This window comes from Bradyrhizobium sp. SZCCHNR1051 (assembly GCF_032489615.1).
Taxonomy (GTDB): Bacteria; Pseudomonadota; Alphaproteobacteria; order Rhizobiales; family Xanthobacteraceae; genus Bradyrhizobium.
In genome coordinates this window covers 30634-43650 of record NZ_JAUEYJ010000025.1, presented here as the reverse complement: position 1 = coordinate 43650, position 13017 = coordinate 30634, and the positions used below count along the sequence as shown (strand labels likewise).

The following is a 13017-nucleotide window of genomic DNA, read 5'->3' as shown; positions in this document are numbered from 1 at the left end:
GAATAGAGGATGGCAACGGCCAGCGCCGTCACGACGATCAGTGTCGTGCCGCCGAGGAACACCGCTGTCTGTAAGCTCCACCGTCGCCTCGTCATCGTCTTCTCCTCAATCGGCCACGGCTCGCGCGAGTTCTTTCAGCATGCGGCCGAGATCGCCGCTGTCGGCGCCGGGCACTCCGCTCGCGGTGTGCAGCCGCTCGATGATCTGGGCGCGCTGCTGCGGCGTCACCGCAAATATGAGCCGGTAGCCGTCGTTCGTCGGAGCCGCGACCTTGGTCGGGATATCGCCGATCAGGGGCAAGGTGAGCGTGCCGATGGCGCCGGTCGCAAGGCCGACCGGACCGCTGACGCGTGCGCCGCCGGGGCCGAGATTGACGATCCAGCCGCGTTGCGGCTCGCCGTCGACCGTCAGGGTTATCGGCTCGACGATCTGGCGTTGCGGCCGGTTGTAGCGTGGACGGTCGATGCACACGGCGATCGCCACCGACAGGACCAGAATGTTGTAGATCGTCCAGAACATCACGACGATGACGCCGTCTCCCGCGGTCCCCGTGGTATTGAAGACGAAATCGGACGTCAGCGACACAATCATGCCACCGATGGTCAGCGCCATCAGGATCAGGAAGGGCCGCATCAGCGGCCATTGCACGATGATCTTGGCGCGATCGCCGCCCTTGGCGGTCACCGAGAATTTGTGCGGACCGGGGGAGAGCAGGCCGAGAGCGGCGGCGCGGAGCACGGGCCAGGCGGCGACGATCTGCGAGACATCGTTGACGATCGGAATGAACAGTCCCTTGGACAGCCAGTTCAGCGTGTACATGATCGAGAGATAATAGGGGCCGTAATACCGGATGATGTCGGCGATCGAGGCGTTCACCACGGTCACCCCGCCCCACCAGTAAAGCAGTGGACAGATCAGCGCGGCGAGGCGGAACGGATAGGTCGACGTCCAGTAAAGCAGCGAGTCGAGCACGCTGAGCCGGTGGAAGAAACCCAGACCATGGGAGCCGAATGGATTGTAGACGTTGCGCACGATCTGCATCATGCCGAGGCACCAGCGGCCGCGCTGCGTGACGTATTCCGCAAGGCCTTCCGGCGCCAATCCCTCCGACAACGCCTCGTTCAGGTAGACGGTCTGGTAGCCGTGCGCGGACAGGCGCAGCGTGAGCAGGAAATCCTCGGTGACGCTCTCGGTCGGCACGCCGCCGATCATCTCTACGGCGTAGACGCGGAATATCGAGGAGGTGCCGCAGCACATTGCGATGCCCCAGGCGTCGCGCGCCGGCTCGACGTTGTCGAAGAAGTGGCGCTGCTCGTCGGGATAGGACGCGCCGATGCCGAGATTGTGCTGGATCGGGTCCGGGTTGAAGAAGTGCTGGGGTGTCTGTACGAGGCCGACAGCCGGATCGTGGAACAACGCGAGCGTCCGCTCGACGAAGTCAAGATGAGGCACGAAGTCGGCGTCGAGAACGGCGACGAAATCCGGCCGGTCCGCATCCGCCGCGCGCAGCCGCAAGGCATTGTTGATGTTGCCGGCCTTGGCGTGCGACTTGTCGGTACGGGCGACATAGCCGATGCCGTGCTCGGTGCAGTAATCCCGGAGCCAGGCCCGGCTGCCGTCGTCGAGGACGAAGACGCGCAATGCCGCATAGGTGATCGCCTTGGCGCCGACAATGGTTCGCTCCAGGACCTCGAGCTGCTCGTTGTAGGTGGTGATGAAGATGTCGACCCGAGGCGGCGGCCTCGGAAGCCACCAGCCGGCATGGCGATCAGCCTCCGTCGTCCGCTCCTTGGTCCTGGTCAGGATCAGGAAGGCGAAGGACGACGAAACAACGGTGAGCGCTTCGAGAATGGCGAAGCCCCAGCTGAGGATCCCATCCGGCGTGAGGCCAGGCGGAGCAAGGGTCTCGGTGAAGCGCCAGGCGACATAGCGCCAGGCCAGCAGGATCGAGCCGCTGAGGAGCAGGGTCCGCCAGTACCATATCTTCGGGTCCAGGAGGGGCAACACCAGGACGCGCAGCCCTACGATGATCGCAACGACTGCGAACGCGGACAGGAATGGTGACAGCGTCGGCATCAGTAGCCGTACCGGGCGACGAAGCCGCGCAATGCCGCGATCGGTCCGCTGGTGAAGATCACCCGGCCGGTGCGCCCGATGGCGCAGGACAGATCCGGCTGCTTGGCGAGATCTGGCACCGCAACGGTGACGTCGAAGCGCTGCAAGTGCTGCGGCGTCGGGCCGACGGCGAGATTGGCGTAGAGTTGCGAGGCGCCCGAGCCGCCGAGACGTGTCACCGTCCCATCGAATATCCGGTCGTCTCCGAACAGACGGAACTGCACCGGGGCGCCGATCGACAGGCTGGCGTAGAGACTCTCGGGAACGCTCGCGGTCACCACGAGACTGTTGCAGTCCACCAGCTTGGCGAGATCCTGACCGCGACGGGCATATTCGCCGTCGTCGACGAGGAAATCCCAGGCCATGCCCGGGACGCGGGCCCTCAGCGTCGCCGAGGTCAGTCGGTTGATCCGGACGCGTTCGGCGTTGATCTGCTGCTCGTATTGGACCAGGCGGGATTGGATCTGCTGCTCGTCCACGGCAAGTTCGGCGAGGCGCAGGTCGAGCTCGTGAATGCGCTGCATCGAGAACGGCACGTCGTTGTAGGAGTCGCCGATGAAGACCCCCGATTGCGCGGAGCCGAGCTCGGTCTCGACATAGTTGGTGCGCTGTTTCGCGCTTTCCAAATCCTGCTTGGCGATATCGAGCGAGGCGCTGGCCTGGTCGAGGCCGGCGACCGTCTGGACCCCGCGTTCCTTCAGCTCGTTGGCCCGCGTGAAGGTGAGATCAGCGAGCTTCAGCCGGGCGGCCGCGGCATCCTCCGCCGCCTTGGCCTCGGCGATGCGTGCCGCGATCTGGCGGACGCGGCCGGTCTTGTAGTTGGCCGACTGGGCCGCGAAGGCGGCCCGCGCTTGCTCGAGCGCCGAACGCTGCGCCGGAACCCGCTTGAGCGCGATCTTCTGCTCGTCACGGTCACGCTCGAGATTGAGCAGGCGCGTGGTGTCGAACCGGTCGTCGACGATCTCGGCCATGAGTTCCCCGGCGTTGACCCTGACGCCGATATGGCTCACCCCCAGCGTCACGCGGCCTTCGATCGGCGCGCGCACGACGTAAAGCCGGGCATTGACGGTCGCGTCGCCTGAAGTTCCGGCGAAATGCTCGCCGACCAGGATGTAGAGGCCGCCGGCCAGCAGGAGGATGCCGATGAAGATCCGAGCCAGTCTCATGCAGTACTCCCGCTCGGCGGCTGCTTGCCGCATCACGATCGAGCTGTGCGAAACGCAGCAGCGCTCGTCTTAAGATAGTATCACATTGTCTAGCTACTTTGACGCTAGTCAAAAGCAATGATGGCGCGGCGCACATAATTGCGGTGCAGCGGCCATCGACGCGATCGGACTGCCGGCGCATCGATCGTGACCCCGATGCAGGCGTCGGTTACGGCGATCATTCAGCGGAGCAGCCGCATCGCGGTGCTGAAGACGAAGCGGGCGCGCAATGTCGGATGCGATGCAGATGTTCGTGGAGGCGTTGATGGCCGGGAAGGCCGTTGTCACGCGGGAAGTCGAGGCCTGATCGGCGAGGTCACCGGCAGGGTCTCTTGGACGGTGACCGTTGATGGCTCTCGCGCCCGTCGCCACCCTGTTAAGGTAAACGAATGGTTTAAATTGCCGGGCGCGTTTGCCGCGCGTTAGCTCGTCTGGAAGTCGGCCGGACGGGCGGTTTGTGGGATGGAAAGGTGGGCGTGACATGATCAAGGATTGCGTGATCAGGAATTGGCGGCTCAGTTGCGTCAACGGTGTGCTGCTGGCGCTCTACTTCGTGCCCGCCTGGACCATCATCGCGTTTCAGATCATGGTGTCGCCGATCCAGGGGCTGTTCGCGCGGCCCAATATTGCGGTGGCCTTGTTCATCAGCGACTACCTGCAGTTGTCGGGCATCGAGACCGTCCGCGCCGCCTGGCTGCTTGCGCTGGCGCGACTGACGGTCGCAGGCTTCTTCGCGATGTTTCTGGTCCTGATCCTGGTTCCGCGGGTGCGAAAGGTGGCCGGCTATGTCGAGGCGCTGTCGATCGGGCTCGCTTTCGGCAGCATGCTCGCCTTCTTCAGCATGATCATGGCCGCCAAATTCGGGGAGCCCCAGGCACTGCGTTTGCATGCCACGGAACTCCTGATGCTGCTCGGCACGGCCATCGTCATGCTGGTGGAGAAGCCGTCGACGCAAGCCTCGCCGTCCTCCGCATCCGCTCCGCCGAAGATGGGGCCCACGGCGACGCCGGCGCCGCAGCAGGCGTAACGCCCTGATCCATCGCGGTGCGTCAGCGCTGGGTCAGAAAGCCCAGCACGGCATCGTTGAACTGGCCCGCCGCTTCGACATTCGAGATGTGCGCGGCATCGACGATGGTCATGCTGGCGCCGGGGATCCGGCTGCGGATCGCTTCCGCCATCGCGATCGGCGTCGACTTGTCGTAGCGGCCGGCCACGACGAGGGTTGGGCTTTTGATGGCCGGCAGGTCCTCGCGCAGGTCCAGCGCCCGCAGTGCTTTGCAGCAAGCGAGATAGCCCTCGACCGGGGTGGCCACGAGCATTGCCTTCATCCGGTCGGCAACGTCGGGATTGTGATCACGAAACTCCTGAGTCAGCCAGCCGGCGATGACCGTGTCGGCGATTCCAGCGAGTCCGCTGTCCTCGACCGCCTTGATGCGGGCGTCCCAGATTGCCGGATCGGGGTAGTAGCAGGTGGTGTTGGCGAGCACGAGCTTGCCTACACGTTCAGGAGCGTGGGCCGCGAGCCACTGCCCGACCATGCCGCCCATCGACACGCCGCACCAGTGCACCTTCTCGATGTTGAGGTCATCGAGAATCGCCAGCGCATCGCGGCCGAATCGCTCGATCGAGTAGGGCCCGGGCGGCACTTGCGACTTGCCATGACCGCGCCGGTCATAGCGGATCACGCGGAACACCTGCGTGAAGGCGCGCATCTGCGGCTCCCACATCTGCAGCGTCGAGCCGAGCGAGTTCGAGAGCATCAGGGTCGGTCCGCCGTCGCGGCCCTCGACGGTGACATTCAACAGACAGCCGTCGGCATCGATCATCGGCATGAGCGGAATCCTTGTCGCAGGCGGCCGCGCCGCCGGAGGAATCGTGCAGATTCGATGGCGAACTAACCACCCCCACCGCCGTCTGCCAATCAAAACTCAACGGCGGCGAGATCCGGAATGCTGCGGTGCTCCGGCTTTTCTGCAACGCTTCCGGTCGCTGCTCGCCCTTCCTTTTGGACGTTCGGTGCTTTACTTGAATGCCTCTAACCGCGCCAATCGGGGGAGATGCACATGGCAATGACGATGACGGGCGAGGTCCAGCTGGCCGCTCCGCGAGAGCAGGTCTGGGCCAAGCTGAACGATCCGGAGGTGCTCAAGGCCTGCATTCCCGGCTGCGAGGAACTGGAAAAGACCGAGGACGGTGGCTTCCGTGCCGTCGCCAAGATGAAGGTCGGACCGGTCTCCGCGCGCTTCAAGGGCAAGGTCACCTTGAGTGATCTCGATCCGCCGAACGGCTACAAGATCTCCGGCGAAGGTGAGGGCGGCGTCGCAGGATTCGCCAAGGGCGGTGCGATCGTTGCGCTGGCGGACAAGGACGGCGGCACGCTGTTGACCTACAATGTCGAGGCACAGATCGGCGGCAAGCTGGCGCAGCTCGGCCAGCGGCTGATCAACGGCACCGCAAAGAAACTCGCCGACGAATTCTTCGCCAACTTCGCCAAGGCCGTTCAAGGCTGACCGCAACCGACCCATGCGCGGCCGGGGGCGAGGTTGCCCGCCGCCGGGAGCGCCCATATGATGGTTTTCGACTGATTTTGCTGGGCTGCGCTGCAGTGCAACGCTGTCGCGCGGATAATAGAGAGTCCTGAATGGCCAAGATTTCCATGATTGTGAACGGTAATCCCGTCACGGCGAACGTCGACCCGCGGACGCTGCTGGTGCAGTTCCTGCGCGAGAATCTGCGCCTCACCGGCACCCATGTCGGCTGCGACACGTCGCAATGCGGCGCCTGCATCGTCCATCTCGATGGCAAGGCGGTCAAGTCCTGCACGACATTGGCCGTGATGGCCGATGGTCATGAGGTCAGGACGATCGAGGGGCTCGCCGCCGACGGCGCGCCGCTGCATCCGATGCAGGAAGCGTTTCGCGAACACCATGGCCTGCAATGCGGCTTCTGCACGCCCGGCATGATCATGACCGCGGTCGATCTCGTCCATCGCAAGGGACATGAGCTCAGCGAAGAGACCATTCGCGAGGAGCTGGAAGGCAATCTTTGCCGCTGCACCGGCTATCAGAACATCGTGCAATCGATCGCCGCCGGCGCCAAGGCGATGGCCAAATCGGACCTCGCCTAAACGTCTGACCTCGCCCCAGTCGGCCCGCTGCGCACAGGACATTTCCCCATGTACGAATTCAAATATCATCGGCCGGCGACCGTGCGCCAGGCCGCCAATCTCCTCACCAAGAACGAAGACGCCAAGCTGGTCGCCGGCGGCCACACGCTGGTGCCGGTCATGAAGCAGCGGCTCGCGAGCCCGCCGCATCTGGTGGATCTCTCCCATGTCGAGGGGCTCGATACGATCGAGGTGAAAGGCCGCAACCTGGTGATCGGCGCGATGGCGCGTCATGCCGACGTCGCCAACTCCGCAACGGTCGGCGAAGCCATTCCGGCGCTCGCACATCTGGCGAGCCTGATCGGCGACCCCGCGGTGCGCCATCGCGGCACCATCGGCGGCTCGATTGCCAACAACGATCCGACTGCGGACTATCCGGCAGCATGCCTCGCGCTCGGCGCCACCATCGTCACCAACAAGCGCAAGCTGAAGGCCGAGGAGTTCTTCCTCGGGCTGTTCACGACCGCGCTGGAGCCGGACGAGATCATCACCAAGGTGAGCTTTCCGCTGGCGAAGAAGGCCGCTTACGTGAAGTTCCGCAACCAGGCCTCGCGCTATGCGCTGGTCGGCGTGTTCGTCGCCCGTCGTCCCTCGGACGTGCGCGTCGCCGTGACCGGCGCCGGCGGCAATGGCGTGTTTCGCGTCACTGCTTTCGAGGAAGCGCTGCAGAAGCGTTTCTCGCCGAAGGCGCTGGAGGGAATTTCGGTCTCGGCCGAAGGCCTCAACAGCGACATTCACGGCAGCGCCGAATATCGCGCCCATCTGATCGGTGTGCTGGCGCGCCGCGCGGTGGATGCGGCCAATGCCGGCGCCAAGGCCTCAACCGCATCGGAGGGAGCCGCCGAACCGGAGGCTCCGGCTTCGTGACGGACGCGTGAGGAAGGAAGCGGTCTCGCCCATGAGTGCTCCGGCCCTGCCAGCATCGGTCGACGCGATGCTCGAATTGTTGTCCTCGCGCGGCTATCTGGCCGAGCGATCGCTGGCGACGGTGACCTATCTGTCGCTGCGGATGGGCCGGCCGCTGTTCCTCGAGGGCGAGGCCGGCGTCGGCAAGACCGAGATCGCCAAGGTCTTGTCGGCCGCGCTCGGCCGCAAGCTGATCCGGCTGCAGTGCTACGAGGGTCTCGACGTCGCCTCCGCCGTCTACGAATGGAATTCAGCGGCGCAGATGATCGCGATCCGGATGGCGGAAGCGGGCGGCGAGGTCGACCGCGATCAGTTGACGTCGGACATCTTCGCCGACCGCTATCTGATCAAGCGCCCGCTGCTGCAGGCGCTGGAGCCGGATGTCGCAGGCGCGCCGGTTCTTCTCATTGACGAGCTCGACCGCGCGGACGAGGCGTTCGAAGCCTATCTGCTGGAGATACTCTCCGACTTCCAGGTCACGATCCCGGAGTTCGGCACCGTCAAGGCGCCGCATCCGCCGATCGTCATCATCACCTCGAACAGGACTCGCGAGATCCATGACGCGCTGAAGCGGCGCTGCCTGTATCACTGGGTCGATTATCCCTCCGCTGAGCGCGAGCTCGCCATCGTCAAGACCCGGCTGCCCGGCATCTCGCAGCGGCTGTCGCAGCAGATCGTGCGCTTCGTGCAGGCGCTGCGCGACCAGGACTTCTACAAGTCGCCAGGGGTCGCCGAGACCTTGGACTGGGCCACGGCGTTGACCGAGCTCGATGCGCGTTCGCTGAATGCCGAGGTCGTCGGCGACACGCTGGGCGCGCTGTTGAAGTATCAGGACGACATCGCCCGTATGCAGGGTGATGCGTTGCAGAAGGCGATCAAGGACGCGACCAGCGAGACTTGAGCCGCGGTCGCGTCACAACGTAGGTCGTGATTCCGGGATGCGTGCGCAGCACGCAGGCCGGAATCCATAACCACGACCGTGAGTATGGATTCCGGGCTCGGCCCTTTGGGTTGCCCCGGAATGATGAACTTAGTTTGAGGCACGTCCCGGAATGACGAGGGGATAGACCGATGCCCACGCCCATCAATCACCTCGCGCCGCCGACCGGCGGCATCGCCGACAACATCGCGGGCTTCGCGCGGGCGCTACGCGCCGCCGGCCTTCCGGTCGGTCCGGGTGCTGTCATCGATGCCATGACCGCGCTCGAAGTGATCGACATCGGCAAGCGCGCGGACGTCTTCACCACGCTCGAATCGATCTTCGTCAAGCGCCACGAGCATGCCCTGATCTTTTCCCAGGCCTTCGACCTGTTCTTCCGCCCCGCCGAGGAGTGGAAGTCGATGCTCGATTCGGTGCCGTTGCCGGACCACGCCAAGAAGAAGCCGCCGCCGGCCTCGCGCCGGGTGCAGGAGGCGATGTCGCAGCCGCAGATGCACGAGGAGCCGAAGGACCAGGAGCAGGACCTGCGGCTCGCGGTGTCCGACCGCGAGGTGCTGCAGAAGAAGGACTTTGCGCAGATGAGCGCGGCGGAGATCGCCGAGGTCGCACGCGCCATCGCCAAGATGCGGCTGCCGCAGGCCGAGCTGAAAACGCGCCGCCACACCGCGGACCCGCGCGGCCGTCGAATCGACATGCGCAAGACGCTGCGTCAGGCGCTGCGCACCGAAGGCGAGATCATCAACTTCCATCGCCTGGGGCGGATCGAGAAGCCGGCGCCGATCGTGGCGCTGCTCGACATCTCCGGCTCGATGAGCGAGTACACCCGCCTGTTCCTGCATTTCCTCCATGCCATCACCGATGCGCGCAAGCGCGTCTCGGTGTTCCTGTTCGGCACGAGGCTGACCAACGTGACACGGGCGCTGCGCCAGCGCGATCCCGACGAGGCGCTGGCGAGCTGCTCGGCCAATGTCGAGGACTGGGCCGGCGGCACGCGGATCGCGACCTCGCTGCAGACCTTCAACAAGCAGTGGGCGCGCCGCGTGCTCGGGCAGGGCGCGATCGTGCTCTTGATCTCCGACGGGCTGGAGCGCGAGGCCGACAGCAAGCTCGCCTTCGAGATGGACCGGTTGCACCGCTCCTGCCGGCGGCTGATCTGGCTCAATCCGCTGCTGCGCTATTCCGGCTTCGAGGCGAAGGCGCAGGGCATCAAAACCATGCTGCCCCACGTTGACGAATTCCGCCCGGTACATAACTTGACCTCGATCGGGACGCTGATCTCGGCGCTGTCGTCGCCGCTGCCGCCGCATCAGCGCAGCGCGATCCGGCCCGCCGCCTGAGAAGGAGATAGTCATGCTCAACCGCGACGAAGACATCCTCAAGGCCGCCGAGGATTGGCACAAATCCGGTCACGGCGTGGCGCTCGCCACCGTGGTCGAGACCTGGGGCTCGGCGCCGCGCCCGGTCGGGTCCAACCTCGTGATCAACGACGAGGGCACGTTCTTAGGGTCCGTGTCCGGCGGCTGCGTGGAGGGCGCTGTCGTTACCGAGGCGCTCGACGTGATCACCAGCGGCCAGCCCAAGATGCTGGAGTTCGGCGTCGCCGACGAGACCGCCTGGAACGTCGGGCTGTCGTGCGGCGGCACCATCCGCGTGTTCGTCGAGAAGGTGGGCTGACCGATGCAATTGGGAACACTGGCCGAGCTCAATGCCGAGCGCGCCGCGCGCCGCCCGGCCATTCTCGTCACCGACGTCGCCACCGGCGAGCAGCGTCTGGTCAAGGCCGCCGACATCGCCGCCGATCCCTTGCGCAACGAGCTCGCAACGCAACTGCGGATGGGCAAGAGCGGCATGGTCGAGGTGGGCGGCAAGCGGTTGTTCCTCAACGTCTACGCGCCGACGGCGCGGCTCGTCATCATCGGCGCCGTCCATATCAGCCAGGCGCTGGCACCGATCGCCAAGTCGCTCGGCTACGACGTCACCGTCGTCGATCCGCGCACGGCCTTCGCCAGTCCCGAGCGCTTTCCCGATGTGCCGCTGATCGCCGAATGGCCCGACGTGGCGCTGCCGCCGCTCAACGTCGATCACTACACGGCCTTTGTCGCGCTGACGCATGATCCGAAGATCGACGATCCGGCGCTGCTGCACGCGTTCTCGCGCGACTGCTTCTATATCGGCGCGCTTGGCTCACGGAAGACGCATGCCAAGCGCGGCGACCGCCTGCGCGCCCAAGGCGCCAGCGACGCCGACATCGCCCGCATCCATGCGCCGATCGGGCTCGCCATCGGCGCTGTGTCGCCGTCGGAGATCGCGGTCTCCATCATGGCGCAGATCACCGCAACGTTGCGGCTGCCGGCCAAGGAGAAAGAGCAGGCGGCATGAAGTTCGGTCCTGCCAGTCCAGCCGAGGCGATCGGCGGGGTGACCGTGCACACCCTGCGCAAGGGATCGTTGGTGCTGAAGAAGGGCACGCTGATCGGTCCCGCCGAAGTCGAGGCGCTGGTCCGGGAAGGCGTCAATGAGATCGTCGTCGTTCGGCTCGAGGCGGGCGACGTCTCCGAGGACGAGGCGGCTGCCGACGTCGCGAAGGTCGTCGCAGGCAAAGGCATTCACGTCGATCGCGCCTTCACCGGACGCGCCAATCTGTTCGCGGCGCAGGCCGGCGTGCTGATGATCGACCGCGCCGCCGTCGAGCGCATCAACGGAGTCGACGAGGCCATCACCTTTGCGACCTTGCCGGCCTTCAAGCCGGTGGTCGAAGGCGAGATGGTCGGCACCGTCAAGCTGATCCCGTTCGGCGTCGAAGGCCGTCTGCGCGATGCCGCCGTCGCTGCGGCGGGCAGGGGCGCGCTCAGCATCGCCTCCTATGTGATCAAGCGCGTCGGCGTCGTCTCGACGCTTCTTCCTGGGCTCGCACCCAAAGTCATCGACAAGACGCTGCGCGTCACCGCAGAGCGGCTCGCGCCGGCCGGCGCCACCATCATCGCGGAGCGCCGCGTGCCGCACGAGCAGGCCGCGCTGGCCGCTGCGATCAAGGAGCTGTTGGCGCTGGGCGCCGAGCTCGTCATCGTGTTCGGCGCGTCCGCGATCGCCGACCGCCGCGACGTCATTCCCGCCGCGATCACCGGCATCGGCGGTGCGATCGAGCATTTCGGCATGCCGGTGGATCCCGGCAATCTGCTCTTGATCGGTAGCGCCGCCGGTGTGCCGGTGCTCGGCGCCCCCGGTTGCGCCCGTTCGCCGGCGGAGAACGGTTTCGACTGGGTGCTGATGCGGCTGCTCGCCGGCATCAAGGTCACCCGCGCCGAGCTCACGGCCATGGGCGTGGGCGGACTCCTCATGGAGATCGTGACACGGCCGCAGCCGCGCGCCAAGCCGGAGGCCGAGGGCGAACGCAAGGTCGCCGCGGTCGTGCTGGCTGCGGGACGCTCGACCCGCATGGGAGGGCCGAACAAGCTGCTGGCCGAGCTCGACGGCAAGAAGCTGGTGCGCATCGTGACCGAGCAGGCGCTGGCCTCCAAGGCCGGTGAGGTCATCGTCGTCACCGGTCATCAGGCCGAGCTGGTCGAGCAGGCGCTGTCAGACCTCAACGTCCGCTTCGTCCGCAACCCGGATTTCGCCGGCGGCCTCGCCAGCTCGGTGAAATCAGGCATTGCCGCGGTGCCTGAGGGCGTCGATGGCGCGGTCGTGTGCCTGGGCGACATGCCGATGGTGTCCTCGGATCTGCTCGACCGTCTGATCGGCGCGTTCGCGCCCGATCGCGGCAATTTGATCGTCGTGCCCGTGTCCGAGGGACGCCGCGGCAACCCGGTGCTGTGGTCACGCCGCTTCTTCGCCGAGCTGATGACGCTGGACGGTGACGTCGGCGCGCGGCACCTGATCGCCAAGCACACCGAGGCCGTCGCCGAGGTGCCGGTCGACGGCAACAGCGCCTTCCTCGACATCGACACGCCGCAGGCGCTGGAAGCCGCGCGGCGCGGCTGACGACCGTAGCCCGGATGAGCGCAGCGACATCCGGGTTCACACGCGCAGCTCGTGAGACCTGGATATCGCTCCCGCCTTGCGCCCTTTCGGGCGCCGGCGTCCGCCCATCCCGGCTACGCACGATGCACGCTCCCCATGGTCACGAGACGAACCCTCAACCTCCCATTCACCAAGTTTCAACGACCCCCGGCTAGATTTGCCGACATTGGGCCTCGGGGGAGGAAAAAGTGATCGCTTCGACTGCTGCGCGCCGTGTCGCGCTGTTTGCATTTGGATTGACCGTTCTCGTTGGCGTTGCGCGCATCGCGAGCGACGGCGCCATCAGCCCGGCGCATGCCGCCGGCGCGTTCGCCATTGGCCGGTGCGCCGCCTATGGCCAGGCGTTCGACTATCCGGCGGAGCATCTCGCCAAGGCTGCGGCGCTCAAGCAGTGCAAGGGCGACTGCACCGCGGTGACGATGAAGAAGGCCTGCGCCGCGTTCGCGGTCGATCTCACCAATCCCTGCGGCGCCCACGGCTATGCTGTTCGGCCGACGATCTCGACCACGCTCAACGAGGCGACCCGGGAATGCTACAAATATGGCGGCAAGGAATGCGTCATCCGCGCCTGGGTGTGCGACGCCAAGGGCTGATCTGAGCCTGATGTCTCAGAGGATGGGCTGCCGGGGTTGCTCGTCCGCGCTTTCAATTCGATGCTTCACCTCG

At 65.8% G+C, this 13017-nt stretch carries 13 protein-coding genes; 10 read left to right on the top strand and 3 right to left on the bottom strand.

Features of this window, described 5'->3' with window-relative positions; translation table 11 throughout:
* Positions 1-105: 105 nt before the first annotated feature.
* Both QW868_RS27345 and QW868_RS27340 read right to left on the bottom strand, forming a co-directional pair.
* On the bottom strand, positions 106-2076 hold the full coding sequence (locus tag QW868_RS27345; protein WP_316231975.1) for a glycosyltransferase: 1971 nt from the start codon (positions 2074-2076) through the stop codon (positions 106-108).
* Entirely contained in the window at positions 2076-3281 is a 1206-nt protein-coding gene (locus QW868_RS27340) for an HlyD family secretion protein (RefSeq protein ID WP_315737414.1), read from the bottom strand. The genes QW868_RS27345 and QW868_RS27340 overlap by 1 nt, the downstream gene beginning before the upstream one ends.
* A 520-nt stretch (positions 3282-3801) precedes the next feature.
* On the opposite strand from QW868_RS27340, the gene QW868_RS27335 reads away from it, so the two are divergent.
* Positions 3802-4347, top strand: a complete 546-nt coding sequence (locus QW868_RS27335; protein WP_315737415.1) for a hypothetical protein — start codon at positions 3802-3804, stop codon at positions 4345-4347.
* 22 nt (positions 4348-4369) lie between these two features.
* On the opposite strand, the gene pcaD is transcribed toward QW868_RS27335, so the two are convergent.
* Entirely contained in the window at positions 4370-5152 is a 783-nt protein-coding gene (gene pcaD / locus QW868_RS27330; RefSeq protein WP_315776747.1) for a 3-oxoadipate enol-lactonase, read from the bottom strand.
* A 231-nt stretch (positions 5153-5383) separates the two neighbouring features.
* Between pcaD and QW868_RS27325 the strand changes: the two genes are divergently transcribed.
* The 9 genes from QW868_RS27325 to QW868_RS27285 all read left to right on the top strand — a co-directional run bounded on the left by QW868_RS27325 (position 5384) and on the right by QW868_RS27285 (position 12944).
* Positions 5384-5830, top strand: coding sequence for a carbon monoxide dehydrogenase subunit G (locus QW868_RS27325; RefSeq protein WP_315737417.1), 447 nt, complete (start codon positions 5384-5386; stop codon positions 5828-5830).
* A gap of 131 nt (positions 5831-5961) precedes the next feature.
* Positions 5962-6447, top strand: a complete 486-nt coding sequence (locus QW868_RS27320) for a (2Fe-2S)-binding protein (RefSeq protein WP_315737418.1) — start codon at positions 5962-5964, stop codon at positions 6445-6447.
* A gap of 48 nt (positions 6448-6495) precedes the next feature.
* Positions 6496-7353, top strand: coding sequence for a xanthine dehydrogenase family protein subunit M (locus QW868_RS27315; RefSeq protein ID WP_315811574.1), 858 nt, complete (start codon positions 6496-6498; stop codon positions 7351-7353).
* 31 nt (positions 7354-7384) lie between these two features.
* Complete coding sequence (locus QW868_RS27310) at positions 7385-8293, top strand: MoxR family ATPase (RefSeq protein ID WP_316231974.1); 909 nt, start codon at positions 7385-7387, stop codon at positions 8291-8293.
* Between the two features lie 170 nt (positions 8294-8463).
* On the top strand, positions 8464-9669 hold the full coding sequence (locus QW868_RS27305) for a VWA domain-containing protein (RefSeq protein ID WP_316231973.1): 1206 nt from the start codon (positions 8464-8466) through the stop codon (positions 9667-9669).
* A gap of 13 nt (positions 9670-9682) precedes the next feature.
* Positions 9683-10006, top strand: a complete 324-nt coding sequence (locus QW868_RS27300; protein WP_315737422.1) for an XdhC family protein — start codon at positions 9683-9685, stop codon at positions 10004-10006.
* A gap of 3 nt (positions 10007-10009) precedes the next feature.
* The gene (locus QW868_RS27295; RefSeq protein WP_316231972.1) at positions 10010-10711 is read left to right on the top strand and encodes an XdhC family protein; all 702 of its coding nucleotides are present in this window, start codon (positions 10010-10012) and stop codon (positions 10709-10711) included.
* Complete coding sequence (locus tag QW868_RS27290; RefSeq protein WP_316231971.1) at positions 10708-12312, top strand: molybdopterin-binding/glycosyltransferase family 2 protein; 1605 nt, start codon at positions 10708-10710, stop codon at positions 12310-12312. The genes QW868_RS27295 and QW868_RS27290 overlap by 4 nt, the downstream gene beginning before the upstream one ends.
* Before the next feature lie 227 nt (positions 12313-12539).
* Positions 12540-12944, top strand: coding sequence for a DUF4189 domain-containing protein (locus QW868_RS27285; RefSeq protein ID WP_316176571.1), 405 nt, complete (start codon positions 12540-12542; stop codon positions 12942-12944).
* Positions 12945-13017 lie beyond the last annotated feature (73 nt).